This window comes from Pseudomonas sp. MYb327 (assembly GCF_040438925.1).
GTDB lineage: Bacteria > Pseudomonadota > Gammaproteobacteria > Pseudomonadales > Pseudomonadaceae > Aquipseudomonas.
This window is the reverse complement of sequence record NZ_CP159258.1, coordinates 983,862-1,000,719: the sequence shown is the minus strand read 5'-3', so window position 1 is coordinate 1,000,719 and position 16,858 is coordinate 983,862. Positions and strand designations below refer to the sequence as shown.

Sequence of the window (16,858 nt, the reverse complement as noted above, 5' to 3'; positions counted from 1 at the left end):
AAAATTCGAATTTCTCAACTAAGAGAACTCACAAATTTTACCTTAGCCTGATCCGTTACCAGTGAAAGTAACGTCCAGTCTATCTTTCTATCACATACCCAAATTTTTAAAGAACGAACTAGTCAAAGACTAGAAATCAACATTCATCATCACAGCGATGGAATGCTCATTTCTAAGCTTTCTTACTAACAGAAGCAGTAGTGGTGGAGCCAAACGGGATCGAACCGTTGACCTCCTGCGTGCAAGGCAGGCGCTCTCCCAGCTGAGCTATGGCCCCGTATTTCTACAGGCGTTTCCCACACAAAATTGGTGGGTCTGGGCAGATTCGAACTGCCGACCTCACCCTTATCAGGGGTGCGCTCTAACCAACTGAGCTACAGACCCAATTTCGGGCTGCTTCTTTCGTCTTCTTCAATGAATCAAGCAATTCGTGTGGGAGCTCATGGAGCAGCTGAGTCGTCGATTAAGGAGGTGATCCAGCCGCAGGTTCCCCTACGGCTACCTTGTTACGACTTCACCCCAGTCATGAATCACACCGTGGTAACCGTCCTCCCGAAGGTTAGACTAGCTACTTCTGGTGCAACCCACTCCCATGGTGTGACGGGCGGTGTGTACAAGGCCCGGGAACGTATTCACCGCGACATTCTGATTCGCGATTACTAGCGATTCCGACTTCACGCAGTCGAGTTGCAGACTGCGATCCGGACTACGATCGGTTTTATGGGATTAGCTCCACCTCGCGGCTTGGCAACCCTCTGTACCGACCATTGTAGCACGTGTGTAGCCCAGGCCGTAAGGGCCATGATGACTTGACGTCATCCCCACCTTCCTCCGGTTTGTCACCGGCAGTCTCCTTAGAGTGCCCACCATAACGTGCTGGTAACTAAGGACAAGGGTTGCGCTCGTTACGGGACTTAACCCAACATCTCACGACACGAGCTGACGACAGCCATGCAGCACCTGTCTCAATGTTCCCGAAGGCACCAATCCATCTCTGGAAAGTTCATTGGATGTCAAGGCCTGGTAAGGTTCTTCGCGTTGCTTCGAATTAAACCACATGCTCCACCGCTTGTGCGGGCCCCCGTCAATTCATTTGAGTTTTAACCTTGCGGCCGTACTCCCCAGGCGGTCAACTTAATGCGTTAGCTGCGCCACTAAGAGCTCAAGGCTCCCAACGGCTAGTTGACATCGTTTACGGCGTGGACTACCAGGGTATCTAATCCTGTTTGCTCCCCACGCTTTCGCACCTCAGTGTCAGTATCAGTCCAGGTGGTCGCCTTCGCCACTGGTGTTCCTTCCTATATCTACGCATTTCACCGCTACACAGGAAATTCCACCACCCTCTACCATACTCTAGCTCGTCAGTTTTGAATGCAGTTCCCAGGTTGAGCCCGGGGCTTTCACATCCAACTTAACGAACCACCTACGCGCGCTTTACGCCCAGTAATTCCGATTAACGCTTGCACCCTCTGTATTACCGCGGCTGCTGGCACAGAGTTAGCCGGTGCTTATTCTGTCGGTAACGTCAAAACAGCAAAGTATTAATTTACTGCCCTTCCTCCCAACTTAAAGTGCTTTACAATCCGAAGACCTTCTTCACACACGCGGCATGGCTGGATCAGGCTTTCGCCCATTGTCCAATATTCCCCACTGCTGCCTCCCGTAGGAGTCTGGACCGTGTCTCAGTTCCAGTGTGACTGATCATCCTCTCAGACCAGTTACGGATCGTCGCCTTGGTGAGCCATTACCTCACCAACTAGCTAATCCGACCTAGGCTCATCTGATAGCGCAAGGCCCGAAGGTCCCCTGCTTTCTCCCGTAGGACGTATGCGGTATTAGCGTTCCTTTCGAAACGTTGTCCCCCACTACCAGGCAGATTCCTAGGCATTACTCACCCGTCCGCCGCTGAATCAGAGAGCAAGCTCTCTTCATCCGCTCGACTTGCATGTGTTAGGCCTGCCGCCAGCGTTCAATCTGAGCCATGATCAAACTCTTCAGTTCAAACATCTTTGGGTTTTGAGAAAACCCTAAACTTGGCTCAGCAATCGTTGGTTACATCTTTGATTTCTCGCGGAGTAACTTGTGATGCTGATAATCTGTTGACTAGCAGTCTGACTCCACAAGCACCCACACGAATTGCTTGATTCAGTTGTTAAAGAGCGGTTGGTTAAGAGCTTTCGTCTCAACCGAGGCGCGCATTCTACAGCAGCCTCATTTGCTGTCAAGTGATTATTTTCAGAAGTTTTCAAGGAATCCTTAACAACTTCAACCACTTGCGCTGTCAATCTCTCGTCAGCGGGAGGCGAATTCTACAGCGTTACACGCTGCTGTCAACACCTCTTTTTCAACTTCCTTCTGGCTTCGATGACCTGAAGCAACCTGCTGCCGAAAACTGCGTAACTCATTGTTTACCAAGGAGTTTTCCGTTTCGACTGCGCCGGAAGTGGGGCGAATTATAGACACCTGAAATCTGCCGTCAAGCACTGATTTAGATTTTCTATCAGCAAGTACAAAATCGCTGCTCATATATATAGACGCGCCAACAGCGATTGCGCAGTATATTGCCCAATGCCAAGTACAAAGCCCAAACCCTTCACTTCGGATAATGCCACTCAATGAATGATCAGCCTCGCAGCCTTGCCTCGACCCTGTTCTCGGTGGGCCTGCTAATAATAGCCATGGCATCGATTCAGTCCGGAGCCTCTCTGGCCAAAAGTATGTTCCCCATCGTTGGCGCCCAAGGAACGACAACCCTGCGCCTGGTCTTTGCCAGCGTGATCATGCTGCTGCTTCTACGCCCTTGGCGGGCGAAACTCACCGCAAAGTCCCTGCGCACCGTAATCGTCTACGGCATGGCATTGGGAGGCATGAACTTCCTCTTCTATATGTCCCTGCGCACGGTTCCGCTGGGAATTGCGGTAGCGCTGGAGTTCACCGGCCCCTTGGCAGTTGCCATTTATTCCTCACGCCGTGCGATCGACTTTTTATGGATAGCCCTGGCAGCTGTTGGCCTGCTGCTATTGATACCTACAGGAGCAACCACGGCAGGAATCGATCTAACAGGTGCCGGTTACGCACTGGGCGCAGGTGTCTGCTGGGCGCTGTATATTCTTTTCGGCCAAAAGGCCGGCGCGGACAACGGCGTGCAGACCGCCGCGCTAGGCGTAATGATTGCCGCGCTGTTCGTCGCCCCTATTGGCATTGTGCATGCCGGCGCTGCATTGCTGACACCCTCATTGATTCCAATAGCAATCGGTGTGGCGCTCTTGTCCACTGCCCTTCCCTACACTCTGGAAATGGTTGCCCTCACGCGCATGCCTGCCAGGACCTTCGGTACCTTGATGAGCATTGAACCAGCAATCGGGGCGTTGTCTGGTTTGCTATTCCTCCATGAATACCTTTCGCTGTCACAGTGGATGGCTATCCTGTGCATCATTCTGGCATCCGTCGGAGCCACCATGACGATGGGCAGCAATGCCAAGCCTGCCATCGCGGCAGATTGATACCGGGTTTGACGAGACTCTGGTATTCACGGCTCATTTAGGCCATGTTTAGGCCCGCACCCCTATATCAGAATGGATTTTCGAAGACAGGGATATCAGAACGCTTCAAACGAAAGCGAATACAGTCAGACTCGGACGCCAGATCCGGGAACGCTACAAGGAAAGCAATGAAACGAATTTTGCTATTGATCGCCGTACTTGCAGTTGCGGGCTGTGCGGCGACATCCGAGACCCAGATCAAACACGGCAGGAAAGGATTACATATCAACTGTTCAGGGCTGTCGTCCTCTTGGGACAAGTGCTACGCCAGCGCGGCCAACTCGTGCGCTCCCAAGGGATATAAGGTCATCGCCAAGTCCGGGGATGCCGTGGAAGAACCGGGGGATTATCCTTTTGGCCTCAATCCTGCCGGTTATACCAGCCGCAGCATGATTGTTATCTGCAAATAGATTGATGCGCCTGGTCAGACTGGCCCCGCGATTTGGCGACCGATTTCATCGTAACTGGATTTCAGCACCGTGCGTTGCAACTCCGGAGTAGCGAGCATTCGCGCTACCACCAACGCCCCGATGCATTGCGACAGAATGGCCCAGGCCAGGCTGTCGCTTTCCAGCACCTGCGCCCAGCTTTCCTGAAGCTGACAAATCCAGTGTTCCGCCTGCTGCCGAATCATTACATCGGAACGGGCAATCTCTGCGCCCAATACCGGTAATGCGCAACCGGTTTCCGGATGATCGACGTGGGACATGCTCAAGTATTGCTTCAAGCAGCGCTCGAGTTTATCGCGATCCTGTTCAGCCCCCAGGCGCTCCAGGCTCTGGCTCAACTCACGTTCGACGATGGACGCGAACAGCTCGTCCTTCGATGAAAAGTGGCTGTAAAAAGCACCGCCACTCAAGCCGATCGCCTTCATCAAGCCGTCGACGCCAACGGTAGAAAAACCGGATTTCTTGGCCGAGACCGAACTGCTTTGCAGCAGTCTTTCTTTGGTTTCCAGCTTGTGATTGGCCGAGTAACGCATTGCCTTCCCTCTGAGTTGATCGCCTTGACGCTGATCCAATCGTAGCATAACGTTCGTTTAGTTAACGATCGTTTACCAAAGGGTCTACCCATGAATAATAAGAAGGTCGTACTGGTTGTCGGCGCTGGAGATGCCACGGGAGGCGCTATTGCCAAGCGTTTTGCCCAGGAAGGATTCGTAGCCTGCGTCACCCGCCGCAGCGCGGATAAGCTTCAGCCGCTTGTAGATGCCATCAAGGCCACCGGAGGCGAAGCCCACGGTTTTGCCTGCGATGCGCGCAAGGAAGAAGACGTGATAGCACTGGTCGAACAAATCGAAAGCGAGATTGGCCCCATCGAAGCGTTCGTGTTCAACATTGGCGCCAACGTGCCCTGCAGCATTCTCGAGGAAACCGCCCGTAAATATTTCAAGATTTGGGAAATGGCCTGTTTCTCAGGTTTTCTCAACGCCCGTGAGGTGGCCAAGCGCATGGCCAAGCGTCAGCGAGGCACGATCCTGTTTACCGGTGCCACCGCCGGCATGCGCGGCGCCGCGGGCTTTGCTGCGTTCGCCGGTGCCAAACACGGAGTTCGTGCGCTGGCGCAGAGCATGGCCCGCGAACTTGGGCCGATGAACATCCACGTCGCCCACGTCATCGTCGACGGTGCCATCGATACAGATTTCATCCGCGACAGTTTCCCCGAAAAGTACGCGACCAAGGACCAGGATGGCATTCTCAATCCCGAGCACATTGCCGAGAACTATTGGTACCTGCACAGTCAGCCGCGCGACGCCTGGACCTTCGAACTGGACCTGCGCCCCTGGAGTGAACGCTGGTAAGCCCTCCCCATAACAATAAGCAGAGCGTATCGATCATGAGTAAAACCGTGGAGTTCTACTTCGACCTTGGCAGTCCCGCCACCTATCTGGCGTATACCCAGCTGCCGAAGATCTGTGAGCAGACCGACAGCCATCTGGTCTACATTCCAATCCTGCTCGGCGGCGTGTTCAAAGCGACAGGCAACGCGTCCCCGGCAACCATTCCGGCCAAGGGCCGCTACATGTTTCAAGACCTCGACCGTTATGCCAAACGTTACGGCGTGCCTCTCAAATTCAACCCGCACTTTCCGATTAATACCTTGATGCTGATGCGCGCCATCACCGGCATGCAGTTGCGCCATCCCGAGCGCTTTGCCGCCTTCATCGACTGCCTGTTCAAGGCCCTGTGGATTGAAGGCCGCAGCCTCGATGACCCGGCAACCGTAGCGGCGGTGCTGGCACAGAACGGTTTCGACCCCAACGAAGTGCTGGCCCTGACCGCCGATGAAGAGGTCAAGGCCTTGCTCAAGGACAACACCGAGAAAGCGGTGCAACGCGGCGTATTCGGTGCACCGAGTATGTTCGTCGGCAATCAGCTTTTCTTCGGCCAGGATCGTCTGGACTTCGTCCTAGAAGCCCTGCGTTAAATCTCGATCACCAGCCGTCCCTGCGCTGCTCCCGACAGGAGCAGCTCATGGGCGGCCTCGGCATTTTCCAGACTGAACCGGCGCGGTTCGATAATCGGCTTCACACTGCCCGCCTCGATCAACCGTGCCGCTTCGCGAAGAATCTCCCCATGATGCTCACGCCCTTTGCCCGACACCAAAGGCAGCAAGGTGAATACACCGGAATAAGTCGCCCCGCGAAACGAAAGCGGTGCCAGGCTATGCTGTCCCCAACCAAGGCAACTCACCACATGACCGTGATAAACCCGCACAGCCTTGAATGACGCATCCAGAACGTCACCGCCCACGGTGTCATAAACAATATCGAAACCCTCTCCGCCCGTATGCTCGGCTACATAGGCCTCCACTGATGCCTTACGATCAATAAACGTTGCCCCCAGACCTTCGATGATTTGCCGCTGGGCAGCCGACCCCGTGGCAAACACATCAGCGCCAAATGCGCGGGCAATCTGCACGGCAACGTGCCCAACACCTCCCGCCCCACCGTGAATCAGCACCTTCTGCCCCGCCCGCACCCGAGCCCGATCAACCAATCCTTCCCACGCCGTAATCAGTATTAACGGCAATCCCGCCGATTCGCGCATGCTCAGGTTTGTCGGTTTGTGAGCCAGCAGCCCAGCGTCTACCGCCGCAAACTCCGCAAGAGAGCCTTGCACGCCACCGATTCCGGTCGCCATCGCGTAGACCTCATCGCCCAGTTGCCATCCGCTGACACCTTCCCCCAGCGCCTCAACTGTCCCCGCCAAATCCATCCCCAACACCGCTGGCAGAGGCTGGAGGGCATGGGCTGCCTGACCCGAACGAATTTTTCCATCCAAAGGGTTCACACCGCTGGCCGAGATCCGCACCAATACCTGACCGGCTTCAGGTACCGGTCGTTGAATGGAAGCCAAGCGTAGCGGTGCATTAACCGAGTCAACAATCAGCGCGCGCATGTGCAGTGAGTCAGTCATTTCGTCTATTCCTGTGAGAGGTGTTTGTAGGACTGATCTTCCCTTGCCTCACTCATGCCGATAAGGCTTCAAATAGCTATAGTGATCATGCCCATATGGCATCAATGAGAGCGCTGTGGACAAACTCAATGCAATGACCGTTTTCGTCCGGGTGGTCGAACGGGGCAGCTTTTCCGCCGTCGCCCGGGAGATGCACACCAGCCAGCCAACCATCAGCAAAGTGCTGCGGACGCTGGAAGCCGGGCTGGGAGGGAAGCTGATCACCCGTAGCACCCGCAAGCTGTCCCTGACCGACGAAGGTCAGAGGTACTACAACGAATGCCGAAAAATTCTCGAAGCAGTAGACGCTGCCGAACACAGCTTCAAGTCCGGTCGGGAAAACATCGCCGGACATCTGCGCATCGGCTCTTCAGTCAGTTTCGGGCGTTTGCAGATTGCCCCGCGCCTGGCGGAATTTCTCAAACGTCATCCCGCATTGGAAATCGATCTGCAACTGAATGATCAGAATCAGGACTTGGTCAGCGAAGGCCTGGATGTGACGTTCAGGATCGGTGTGCTTAACGACAGCGGCCTGCTAGCCCGTCACATTGGCAACACCCATCGAGTGACCGTCGCAACGCCCGCCTACCTCAAGCAACATGGCCAACCGCAAACGCCGCAGGAACTCAGCGAGCACAACTGCCTGCTGTTCAACCTGCTAAGCAGCCAAAACCTGTGGGTTTTCGAACGAGAAGGACAACGTCACGAAGTACGAATCAAGGGCAACGCCCAAAGCAACAACTCCGAAGCGATTCGCGAGATGGTCCTGGGAGGATTGGGGATTTCGCTATCGCCGGTTTGGCTGTTCAGCGAAGATCTGAAAGCTGGAAGAGTGGTGGCGATTTTGCAGGATTACGCCGCGCAGTCGCTGCCGATACATGCCGTGTCCCCGGCGAATCGTCGTCAATCCGCCAGGGTCAAAGCCTTTGTCGACTACATGGCCCAGGCGCTCGAACAAGCGCCTGAGTTAAGACCGATCAAATAGCTGCTGTGCGAGTGTTCAACCACTCAAGGGCAGCACCGTCGAGCAATGGACTCAAACGCTCGCGCACTTCGGCGTGGTAAGCGTTGAACCACTGCTTTTCTTCTTCAGTCAGCAGCGACGTCTCCAGGCAGCGGGTGTCGATCGGGCACAAGGTCAGGGTTTCGAACTTGAGGAACTCGCCGAATTCGCTGGAGCCTGCTTCGCGGTTCATCGCCAGGTTCTCGATTCGCACACCCCAGCGCCCCGGACGGTAAGTACCCGGCTCGATGGAGGTGATCATGCCCGGTTGCATCGCGGTTTGCGGTGCCGGTGCGGCTTGATAGGCGATGACCTGCGGACCTTCGTGAACATTAAGGAAGTAGCCGACGCCGTGACCGGTGCCGTGACCGTAATCGACGCTTTCTGCCCAAATCGGCGCACGGGCGATGGCGTCCAGCAGCGGTGACAGGATGCCTTTCGGAAATTGCGCGCGAGACAGGGCGATGACGCCTTTGAGCACGCGGGTGCAATCACGCTTCTGTTCGGCCGTCGGCGTACCGACCGGCACCATCCGCGTGATGTCGGTTGTGCCACCCAAGTATTGCCCGCCAGAATCGATCAGCAACAGACCATCACCTTCGATCACCGCGTGCTCTTCTTCGGTGGCGTGGTAATGCGGCATGGCACCGTTGGCGTTGAACGCGGCAATGGTGTTGAAGCTCAGCGACACATAGCCTGGGCGGCGTTCACGGGCGGCGGTCAGCTTCTCGTCGATTGTCAGTTCGGTGATGCGCTCGCGACCCAGTGCCGAGTCCAGCCAAGTGAAGAATTCGCACAGGGCCGCGCCGTCCTGCTCCATGGCCTGACGGATATGCTCGGCATCGGCCAGGCTTTTTTGCGACTTGGCCAAGGTGGTCGGGTTCAGTCCTTCGATCAAGTTGACGCCGCTGTCGAGGTTATCCAGCAAACCCGCCGTAACCCGCGCAGGATCGACCAGCAGACTTGCGCCGCTCGGCACCTCACACAGGGCATCGGACACTTCGCTGTAATCGCGCAGAGTCACGCCGTCCTGTTCAAGGACTGCACGCAACTCGGCATCGACCTTGCTAAACGCCACGAACAGGGTCGCCTGCTGCTGGCTGATCAAGGCGAAGGAAACAAACACGGGGTTGAACGACACATCGCCGCCGCGCAGGTTGAACAGCCAGGCGATGTCATCAAGGGTGGCGATGAAATGCCAGTCGGCACCTTTCGCCTGCAAGGTTTCCCGCAGCTTGGCGAGTTTCTCGCCGCGACTGACGGTCGCCTGCGGTGGCAAGTGCTGATAGATCGGTTCGTTCGGCAGTGTCGGGCGATCGCTCCAGACTTCGTTCAACAGATCGATATCAGTGCGCAGGCGTGCGCCGCGCTCTTCGAGTTTGTTGCCCAGGGTGCGCGCCGAGGCCACAGCCATCACCGCACCGTCGACCGCGACCACGCCGCCCTCGGGGGTTTGCTCGGCCAGCCAGTCCAGCGGCCCCGGTTGACCCGGTTGCAGCTTGACCAGTTCAATGCCGCTGCCCTTGAGTTCCTTGGTCGCTTGTTCCCAATAACGGCTGTCGGCCCAGACGCCGGCGAAATCCGGCGTGACGATCAGCGTGCCGACCGAACCATGGAAGCCCGACAACCACTGCCGCCCTTGCCAGTAGCCCGGCAGGTATTCAGACAGGTGCGGGTCGGCCGACGGCACCAGCAGGGCGTAGATCCCCTCCCGGCTCATCAGCTCGCGGGTTTGTGCCAGGCGCTGGGGCACCGATCCGGTGATCGAAAACTGCGTATTCATCATGACTCCTGCTAACCACTCATCATTATTGTTCAGTGCCGATCAACGTCGGCGCTTTATAGCCCTACTGCCAGAATGCCGGAGCGCTGGCGCAGGCCGCTTTAATCAGTTCTACCGCTTGGTCGATGTCCTGCTCGGTGGTGAAACGTCCCAGGCTCAAACGAATGGTGCGACTCGCCGAACGCGCGTCATGCCCCAAGGCCAACAACACGTGGGACGGTGCATTGCTCGCGGAATTGCACGCCGAGGTGGCGGAAAAGGCGATCGACGCGAGTAACGCCGCCGAATTGAACTCGCCTTCGTTGAAGGTCAGGCTCAGGGTATGCGGGATGCGTTGGCTCGGGCTGCCGTTGAGCCGAACCCCGGGAATGTTCAGCAGTTGATCGAGAAAGCGTTCACGCAGACGCACGATCACGGATTTTTCTTCATCAAACGAGGCCGCCGCCAAGGCGAAGGCCGCGCCCATCGCTGCGATCTGGTGCGTCGCCAGCGTGCCGGAGCGCAAACCACCCTCGTGACCACCACCGTGGATTTGCGCCAGCAATCGCTGCTGCGCGCGCGGGCCGACATACAACGCGCCGATGCCTTTGGGTCCGTAGAGTTTGTGCGCCGAGAATGACATCAGATCCACCGGCCACTGCGCCAAATCAATCGGCACCTTGCCTGCGCCTTGCGCTGCGTCAACATGCAGCATCGCATTGCGCTCACGCACAACCTGGCCGATGGCCAGGATGTCGTTAACCGTTCCGAGTTCGTTGTTGACTAGCATCAGCGACACCAGGAAGGTGTCTTCGCGCATGGCTTCGTTGACTGCTTGCGCGGTGATCAGGCCCTCGGCGTCCGGTGCCAGATATGTCACCGCCACACCCGCATCCTGCAACTGCTTGGCGGTGTCAAGAATGGCCTTGTGTTCGATCTGGCTGGTGATGATGTGGCCGCCGGCAACGCCCCGCGCCTGGGATACGCCCTTGAGGGCGAGGTTGTTGGATTCGGTGGCGCCAGAGGTCCAGACGATTTGCCCGGGTTGCGCGCCCACCAGTTCAGCGACTTGGCGCCGCGCCTGCTCGACCGATTGCCGGGCCTGTTGGCCAAACACGTGGGAGCTGGACGCCGGGTTGCCGAAATTACCGCTGAAACCCAGACACTCGACCATGACCTTGATGACCCGCTCATCCACCGGCGTGGTGGCGGCGTAGTCGAAATACAACGGACGTTTATTCATAAAAGACTCGCAGAGCGTGTTCCGGGATCAGGAGGCTCGTTACTGCAAACGGCACGACGCAGCCTTGTGAGCCGCGCCCGGTTTTCAGAACGTTACCAATACCTGATCGGATGCCGTTAAAGAAGTACCATTTCATTTAAGAGTGCGTAGGAACGCTCCTGAAAAGCGAGCTTAACAGGCATCGGCCGACCGGTTGAAGCAATGCGTCAGTTAAAGCTTTCGAGCAGGATCGGATACAGCGAAGCCACCAGCAACGCCGCCATGCCCCAGTTGAACAGGCGCAACCAGCGGCGATCCTTCAACACATTGCGCAACAACGTGCCACATGCAGCCCAGACACTGACGCTCGGCAAGTTGATCAAGGCGAACACCGCAGCAATCACGATGACATTGGTGAAGTAACCCTGCATCGGCGTGTAGGTGCTGATCGCGCCGATCGCCATGATCCATGCCTTGGGGTTGACCCATTGGAATGCGGCTGCGCCGAGGTAGCTGATCGGTTTGGCCTCAGCCTTTTCACTGTCCGAGACTGGCCCGGAATGGGCGATTTTCCACGCCAGGTACAGTAAATACGCGGCGCCGACGTATCTCAGGACGGTATAGAGCAGCGGATAAGTCTGGAACACCGCGCCCAAGCCAAATCCAACTGCTACGACGAGCACGAAGAAGCCGCAGGTTATGCCGAGCATGTGAGGGATGGTGCGGTTAAAACCGAAGTTCACGCCGGATGCCAGCAACATCGTGTTGTTCGGGCCGGGCGTAATCGAGGTAACGAGAGCAAACAGGGCGAAGCCCAGCAGCAGATCCAGCGAGAGCGTCATGGTGGCAGTCCATCAGGGTCGGTCAGGTATTGACCCTATCGCACACCCTTGAAGAAACCCACGGACAGTTGGGTAAAACTTATGCCAGTACAGTTTTCGCTTAGCTTGGACGACCGTGCAGCTGTACAGCTCGCTCGGCGTTCATCTCACCCTGCTTGTCGAAACCGAAAGCTTTCTGTGGCTGACCGAGCAATTCGGCTTTTTTCGCGTGGTATTCGTCGAATGACAAACCACGGCGGTTCAACGCTTCGAGCGCCAGTTCTCGGGTTTCTTCAGCGGTGTAGGGCCGCAGTTCCGGGGAAACATGGCTGGCACATCCGGCGAGAACGGAGACCGCGAGCAGCATAAAAGTGGTGAGTAGAGTTTTCATGTTCGGCGTCCTGGCAACTGGGTTCGGGGCAATGAACACAGGCTACTCGCGCCTTTGGACCGGTAGAAATCATCGCTTTCGATAGTCGCTATCAGGTTTTCCTAATGTTGCTGAATCAGGTGGTTGCCGGACTTGTAAGTTGCGCTGTCCAAGCGACCGTCATCGCTGGCAAGCCAGCTCCTACAAAACCATATATATCTCTAAACGATCTATAAATATCAATCAATGATCTTTTGAGGAATAACAAACAGCCTTTATAACGACGACATGGCTTGACGCACTGTTGCTCACGCAACTGTCTGCCAGGCAACAGTCATTCAACAAACAGCCCTTGAAAACCAACAGTGCCGACTGTTCAACGCGCTGCAAGCCCCGTAAACAAAGGCTTGGAGGGATTGGTACAGCTCTTGCTCAACAGGGGTAAGCCCAGTGATGACTCACTGCTCCCCCAGCAACTGTTTAAAAAGGAACTGATCATGTCGCGTCCATTGAAAGTCGTTGCCGTCTCCGGCGGCACCTGGCGTCCATCCCGCACCCTGGTGCTGACCCAAGCGCTGTTGTCGCAGCTGGCCGAACAACTGCCGATCGAGAGCAAGCTGATCGAATTGGGCGACATCGCCCGACCATTGGGTGCGGCGCTGTCCCGTCAGGAACTGGGTGCGGACATCGAAGCCGAACTGCAAGCCATCGAAAACGCCGACCTGCTGATCGTCGCCGCGCCGGTCTATCGCGGTTCCTATCCTGGCCTGCTCAAGCATCTGTTCGACCTGATCGACCTGAATGCGCTGATCAACACGCCGGTACTGCTGGCTGCTACAGGTGGCAGCGAACGTCACGCGCTGGTGCTCGATCATCAGTTGCGGCCGCTGTTCAGTTTCTTCCAGGCCTTGACCTTGCCGATTGGCGTGTATGCCACAGAAGCCGATTTTTCCAATTACCAAATAACCAGTGAGCCCTTGAAGGCCCGCATTCGTCTTGCTGCGGAACGCGCCGCGCCGTTGTTCGGCGTGCACCCCCACAATCTGCTGAAAATCGCTTAAGGATCTTTTCATGGATGTTTTCTGGTTCCTGCCGACCCACGGCGATGGTCACTACCTGGGCACCACGCAAGGCGCACGGCCGGTCACACTCAATTATCTGAAACAAGTGGCCCAGGCGGCGGACAGCCTCGGTTACCACGGTGTGTTGATCCCGACCGGGCGCTCTTGTGAAGACTCATGGGTGATCGCTTCGGCGCTGGTGCCGCTGACTGAGCGCTTGCGTTATCTGGTGGCGATCCGTCCGGGGATTATTTCGCCGACCGTGTCGGCGCGCATGGCAGCGACCCTGGATCGATTGTCCGGTGGCCGCTTGTTGATCAATGTCGTAACCGGCGGCGACCCGGATGAAAACCGTGGTGACGGCAGCTTTCTCGATCACAGCGAACGCTACGAAGTCACCGACGAATTCCTGAAGATCTGGCGCCGGGTGTTGCAAGGCGAATCAGTGGATTTCGAAGGCAAACACCTGCGAGTGCAGAACGCCAAGGCGCTGTATCCGCCGGTGCAGAAACCCTATCCGCCACTATATTTCGGCGGTTCGTCCGATGCCGCCCATGACCTGGCAGCCGAGCAGGTCGATGTTTACCTGACCTGGGGCGAGCCACCGGCCGCCGTGGCGCAAAAATTGGCCGATGTTCGGGAGCGCGCCGCGCGACACGGGCGCACGGTGAAGTTCGGGATTCGCTTGCATGTGATCGTTCGTGAAACCGCCGAAGAGGCGTGGAAAGCCGCTGACAAATTGATCGAGCACATCAGCGACGAAACCATCGCCGCCGCGCAGAAATCGTTCTCGCGCTTCGACTCCGAAGGTCAGCGGCGCATGGCCGCACTGCACGACGGGCGTCGCGACAACCTGGAGATTTCGCCAAACCTGTGGGCCGGCGTCGGCCTGGTACGGGGCGGTGCCGGGACGGCATTGGTCGGCGATCCGCAACAAGTCGCGGCGCGGATCAAGGAATACGCGGACTTGGGGATCGAAAGCTTCATCTTCTCCGGCTACCCACACCTTGAAGAAGCGTACCGCTTTGCCGAGCTGGTGTTCCCGCTGCTGCCCGAGCCGTACGCCAGCCTTGCCGGGCGCGGCGTGACCAACCTGACCGGGCCGTTTGGCGAAATGATTGCCAATGATGTGCTACCCGCTCACGCCAAAGCCTGATTTACCTGCCCTTGTAAGAGCAAGCTTGCTCGCGATGCAATCACCGCGGTTTATCAAATCGAGCGCGTCATCGTTCATCGCGAGCAAGCTTGCTCCTACAGGCAATGGCAACTTTTTAAAAGGAAACCCGCGTGACTGCCAAGCCGCAAAGCGCCCTGATATCCCCGTTGCAGACCGCACGCCAATTGGCCGCCGAGTTTGCCTTGACCGCCGTCGAGCGCGACGAGCGCGGCGGTACGCCCAAGGCCGAGCGTGATGCCCTGCGCCACAGCGGCCTGCTCGCGTTAAGCATTCCCACCCAGTTCGGCGGCCTCGGCGCGCACTGGAGTGAAACCCTGAGCATCGTGCGCGAATTCGCCAAGGTCGACAGTTCGATTGCCCATGTTTTCGGCTTCCATCATCTGATGCTCGCCACCGTGCGTCTGTTTGCGCGACCTGAGCAATGGCAGCCATGGTTCGAGCAAACCGCGCGCAAGAACTGGTTCTGGGGCAATGCCCTCAACCCGTTGGACACCCGCACCGTGGTGAAAAACCTTGGCGGCTGGCGCGAGTTTTCCGGGAAGAAAAGCTTCTGCTCCGGCGCCAGCGATTCGGAGATGTTGATTGCTTCGGCGGTGGACGAAAGCGCTGGCGGCAAGTTATTGATCGCCGCGATCCCCAGCGGCCGCAGCGGCATCACCCTGCACAACGACTGGAACAACATGGGTCAGCGGCAGACCGACAGTGGCAGCGCCACGTTCGAACGGGTGCGGGTCGAAGAATCGGAGTTGCTGCTTGATCCAGGCCCGCTGAGCACACCGTTCGCCTGTCTACGGCCGTTGATCGCCCAGCTCACGTTCACCCACATGTTCCTTGGCATCGCCGAAGGCGCGTTCGAAGAAGCGCGGCAATACACGCTGACCGAGACCCGCCCGTGGCACAAATCCACTGCTCAAGATGTGCGGCAGGACCCTTATGTACTCGGCCACTACGGCGAATTCTGGGTGGCCCTCGAAGGTGTCCGGCTGCTGGTGGAACGTGCGGCTGATTTGCTCGACAAGGCTTGGGCGAAAGGTCCGAACCTCAGCGCTGAAGAGCGTGGACACCTGGCCATCGCCATCGCCACGGCGAAGGCGGCGGCCACGCGCAATGGCCTGGAATTGTGCAGTCGCTTGTTCGAAGTGACCGGCGCGCGCTCGACTCACGCCTCGCTGCGGCTGGACCGCCACTGGCGCAACTTGCGCACACAAACCCTGCACGATCCGGTGGATTACAAAATCCATGAGCTGGGCGACTGGGCGCTGAACCTGGCGCTGCCGATTCCGACTTTCTATTCATAGTTTTCTCTACAAGGAGCGTGCCCCATGCAACTGCTGACCTTACCGCCCTCGCCCGCTCTGGCCACGTCGATCCGCGCCACGGCCCAAGTGTTCGAAGACCCGAAATCCCAGGCCTTGCTCGCGCATCTGCAACAGGTGGCCCCCAGCGAAGCCAGTGTGCTGATCATTGGCGAGACCGGCACCGGCAAAGAGCTGGTGGCGCGACATATCCACAACCTCAGCGCCCGGCGAAACCGGCCTTTCGTGGCAGTGAACTGCGGCGCATTTTCCGAATCCCTGGTCGAAGCCGAGTTGTTCGGTCATGAAAAAGGCGCCTTCACCGGCGCCCTGAGCGCCAAGGCCGGCTGGTTCGAAGAGGCCGACGGTGGCACCCTGTTCCTCGATGAGATCGGGGACTTGCCGATGGCGATTCAGGTCAAATTGCTGCGGGTGTTGCAGGAGCGCGAAGTAGTGCGTCTGGGTTCTCGCAAGAGCATCCCCATCGATGTCCGAGTACTGGCAGCGACCAACGTGCAACTGGAAAAAGCCATCAACGCCGGGCATTTCCGCGAGGACCTTTATTATCGCCTGGACGTGGTCAGCCTTGAACTGAGCCCATTGCGCGACCGGCCCGGCGATATCCTGCCGCTGACCCGTCACTTCATCGACGCCTACAGTCAGCGCCTGGGCTACGGCACCATTACCATCAGCAAAGAGGCCGAGCTGAAATTGCGCAGTTACAGTTGGCCGGGCAACATCCGCGAACTGGAAAACGTCATTCACCACACCCTGCTGATTTGCCGCAACGGCGTGATCGAACGCGACGACCTGCGCCTGTCGAACATGCGCATCGAGCGTCAAGACGACTACCACGCCCAAGTCGACGATTCTGCCGAGGCGTTGCTCGATCGTGCTTTTCAGAAGCTCTTCGAAGAACAAGCCGGCGCGCTACACGAAAAAGTAGAAGACGCCCTGCTGCGCGCGGCCTATCGCTTCAGCCATTACAACCAGGTGCACACCGCCGCGCTGCTGGGGTTGAGCCGCAACGTGACCCGCACGCGATTGATCAAGATCGGCGAACTGGCGGTGAACAAGCGCCGACCCACGGAAAATGTCCAGGGCGACCGCTTGATGCAGCTGTCGATCTAAGCCACCGAGCCTGACT

The 16,858-nt window shown here is 57.5% G+C and carries 15 protein-coding genes, 2 tRNA genes and 1 rRNA gene; 9 read left to right on the top strand and 9 right to left on the bottom strand.

What is annotated here, in order from left to right; genetic code table 11:
* Positions 1-201: 201 nt before the first annotated feature.
* The 3 genes from ABVN21_RS04595 to ABVN21_RS04585 all read right to left on the bottom strand — a co-directional run bounded on the left by ABVN21_RS04595 (position 202) and on the right by ABVN21_RS04585 (position 2,001).
* A tRNA-Ala gene (locus tag ABVN21_RS04595) sits at positions 202-277 on the bottom strand.
* Positions 278-307: 30 nt separating this feature from the next.
* Positions 308-384 (bottom strand) — tRNA-Ile (locus ABVN21_RS04590).
* Positions 385-464: 80 nt separating this feature from the next.
* Positions 465-2,001: ribosomal RNA gene (locus ABVN21_RS04585) — 16S ribosomal RNA — on the bottom strand.
* Between the two features lie 614 nt (positions 2,002-2,615).
* Here ABVN21_RS04585 and rhtA point away from each other — a divergent pair.
* Together rhtA and ABVN21_RS04575 are read left to right on the top strand one after the other, a co-directional pair.
* Positions 2,616-3,503 carry a threonine/homoserine exporter RhtA gene (gene rhtA, locus ABVN21_RS04580; protein ID WP_339556228.1) on the top strand — a complete coding sequence of 296 codons (888 nt, stop codon included), beginning with the start codon at positions 2,616-2,618 and terminating at the stop codon, positions 3,501-3,503.
* A gap of 167 nt (positions 3,504-3,670) precedes the next feature.
* Positions 3,671-3,952, top strand: a complete 282-nt coding sequence (locus tag ABVN21_RS04575) for a hypothetical protein (protein ID WP_339556227.1) — start codon at positions 3,671-3,673, stop codon at positions 3,950-3,952.
* A gap of 14 nt (positions 3,953-3,966) precedes the next feature.
* On the opposite strand, the gene ABVN21_RS04570 is transcribed toward ABVN21_RS04575, so the two are convergent.
* Positions 3,967-4,524 carry a TetR/AcrR family transcriptional regulator gene (locus ABVN21_RS04570; protein ID WP_339556226.1) on the bottom strand — a complete coding sequence of 186 codons (558 nt, stop codon included), beginning with the start codon at positions 4,522-4,524 and terminating at the stop codon, positions 3,967-3,969.
* Between the two features lie 90 nt (positions 4,525-4,614).
* On the opposite strand from ABVN21_RS04570, the gene ABVN21_RS04565 reads away from it, so the two are divergent.
* Positions 4,615-5,343 (top strand): SDR family oxidoreductase, encoded by a 729-nt coding sequence (locus ABVN21_RS04565; RefSeq protein WP_339556225.1) that lies wholly within the window; start codon positions 4,615-4,617, stop codon positions 5,341-5,343.
* 35 nt (positions 5,344-5,378) lie between these two features.
* Positions 5,379-5,969: a 2-hydroxychromene-2-carboxylate isomerase gene (locus tag ABVN21_RS04560; protein WP_339556224.1), complete on the top strand. Its 591-nt coding sequence runs from the start codon at positions 5,379-5,381 to the stop codon at positions 5,967-5,969.
* On the opposite strand, the gene ABVN21_RS04555 is transcribed toward ABVN21_RS04560, so the two are convergent.
* Positions 5,966-6,961, bottom strand: coding sequence for a zinc-dependent alcohol dehydrogenase family protein (locus tag ABVN21_RS04555; protein WP_339556223.1), 996 nt, complete (start codon positions 6,959-6,961; stop codon positions 5,966-5,968). The two genes, ABVN21_RS04560 and ABVN21_RS04555, sit on opposite strands and share 4 nt — an antisense overlap.
* Before the next feature lie 115 nt (positions 6,962-7,076).
* Here ABVN21_RS04555 and ABVN21_RS04550 point away from each other — a divergent pair, with 115 nt between their 5' ends.
* Positions 7,077-7,985: a LysR family transcriptional regulator gene (locus tag ABVN21_RS04550; protein ID WP_339556222.1), complete on the top strand. Its 909-nt coding sequence runs from the start codon at positions 7,077-7,079 to the stop codon at positions 7,983-7,985.
* Here the strand turns inward: ABVN21_RS04550 and ABVN21_RS04545 are convergent.
* The 4 genes from ABVN21_RS04545 to ABVN21_RS04530 all read right to left on the bottom strand — a co-directional run bounded on the left by ABVN21_RS04545 (position 7,978) and on the right by ABVN21_RS04530 (position 12,199).
* Positions 7,978-9,786 carry an aminopeptidase P family protein gene (locus ABVN21_RS04545; RefSeq protein WP_339556221.1) on the bottom strand — a complete coding sequence of 603 codons (1,809 nt, stop codon included), beginning with the start codon at positions 9,784-9,786 and terminating at the stop codon, positions 7,978-7,980. The genes ABVN21_RS04550 and ABVN21_RS04545 overlap by 8 nt on opposite strands.
* Before the next feature lie 64 nt (positions 9,787-9,850).
* Entirely contained in the window at positions 9,851-11,008 is a 1,158-nt protein-coding gene (locus ABVN21_RS04540; protein ID WP_339556220.1) for an aminotransferase class V-fold PLP-dependent enzyme, read from the bottom strand.
* A gap of 206 nt (positions 11,009-11,214) precedes the next feature.
* Positions 11,215-11,829, bottom strand: coding sequence for a LysE family translocator (locus tag ABVN21_RS04535; protein WP_339556219.1), 615 nt, complete (start codon positions 11,827-11,829; stop codon positions 11,215-11,217).
* A 100-nt stretch (positions 11,830-11,929) separates the two neighbouring features.
* Positions 11,930-12,199 carry a hypothetical protein gene (locus ABVN21_RS04530; RefSeq protein ID WP_339556218.1) on the bottom strand — a complete coding sequence of 90 codons (270 nt, stop codon included), beginning with the start codon at positions 12,197-12,199 and terminating at the stop codon, positions 11,930-11,932.
* Between the two features lie 476 nt (positions 12,200-12,675).
* On the opposite strand from ABVN21_RS04530, the gene msuE reads away from it, so the two are divergent.
* The 4 genes from msuE to ABVN21_RS04510 all read left to right on the top strand — a co-directional run bounded on the left by msuE (position 12,676) and on the right by ABVN21_RS04510 (position 16,842).
* Positions 12,676-13,239, top strand: coding sequence for an FMN reductase (msuE, locus tag ABVN21_RS04525; protein WP_339556217.1), 564 nt, complete (start codon positions 12,676-12,678; stop codon positions 13,237-13,239).
* Between the two features lie 10 nt (positions 13,240-13,249).
* The gene (gene ssuD, locus ABVN21_RS04520; RefSeq protein ID WP_339556216.1) at positions 13,250-14,395 is read left to right on the top strand and encodes an FMNH2-dependent alkanesulfonate monooxygenase; all 1,146 of its coding nucleotides are present in this window, start codon (positions 13,250-13,252) and stop codon (positions 14,393-14,395) included.
* Between the two features lie 131 nt (positions 14,396-14,526).
* Positions 14,527-15,714: an acyl-CoA dehydrogenase family protein gene (locus ABVN21_RS04515; protein WP_339556215.1), complete on the top strand. Its 1,188-nt coding sequence runs from the start codon at positions 14,527-14,529 to the stop codon at positions 15,712-15,714.
* A gap of 24 nt (positions 15,715-15,738) precedes the next feature.
* Positions 15,739-16,842, top strand: a complete 1,104-nt coding sequence (locus ABVN21_RS04510) for a sigma-54 dependent transcriptional regulator (RefSeq protein WP_339556214.1) — start codon at positions 15,739-15,741, stop codon at positions 16,840-16,842.
* Positions 16,843-16,858: the final 16 nt, after the last annotated feature.

What these genes read in the sequence shown, in the direction of transcription:
- ABVN21_RS04510 (WP_339556214.1), top strand. Translation starts at nt 15,739, where the DNA reads ATGCAACTGCTGACCTTACCGCCCTCGCCCGCTCTGGCCACGTCGATC.
- ABVN21_RS04575 (WP_339556227.1), top strand. Translation starts at nt 3,671, where the DNA reads ATGAAACGAATTTTGCTATTGATCGCCGTACTTGCAGTTGCGGGCTGT.
- msuE (WP_339556217.1), top strand. Translation starts at nt 12,676, where the DNA reads ATGTCGCGTCCATTGAAAGTCGTTGCCGTCTCCGGCGGCACCTGGCGT.
- ABVN21_RS04565 (WP_339556225.1), top strand. Translation starts at nt 4,615, where the DNA reads ATGAATAATAAGAAGGTCGTACTGGTTGTCGGCGCTGGAGATGCCACG.
- ssuD (WP_339556216.1), top strand. Translation starts at nt 13,250, where the DNA reads ATGGATGTTTTCTGGTTCCTGCCGACCCACGGCGATGGTCACTACCTG.
- ABVN21_RS04540 (WP_339556220.1), bottom strand. Translation starts at nt 11,008, where the DNA reads ATGAATAAACGTCCGTTGTATTTCGACTACGCCGCCACCACGCCGGTG.
- ABVN21_RS04560 (WP_339556224.1), top strand. Translation starts at nt 5,379, where the DNA reads ATGAGTAAAACCGTGGAGTTCTACTTCGACCTTGGCAGTCCCGCCACC.
- ABVN21_RS04530 (WP_339556218.1), bottom strand. Translation starts at nt 12,199, where the DNA reads ATGAAAACTCTACTCACCACTTTTATGCTGCTCGCGGTCTCCGTTCTC.
- ABVN21_RS04570 (WP_339556226.1), bottom strand. Translation starts at nt 4,524, where the DNA reads ATGCGTTACTCGGCCAATCACAAGCTGGAAACCAAAGAAAGACTGCTG.
- ABVN21_RS04535 (WP_339556219.1), bottom strand. Translation starts at nt 11,829, where the DNA reads ATGACGCTCTCGCTGGATCTGCTGCTGGGCTTCGCCCTGTTTGCTCTC.
- ABVN21_RS04555 (WP_339556223.1), bottom strand. Translation starts at nt 6,961, where the DNA reads ATGACTGACTCACTGCACATGCGCGCGCTGATTGTTGACTCGGTTAAT.
- ABVN21_RS04545 (WP_339556221.1), bottom strand. Translation starts at nt 9,786, where the DNA reads ATGAATACGCAGTTTTCGATCACCGGATCGGTGCCCCAGCGCCTGGCA.
- rhtA (WP_339556228.1), top strand. Translation starts at nt 2,616, where the DNA reads ATGAATGATCAGCCTCGCAGCCTTGCCTCGACCCTGTTCTCGGTGGGC.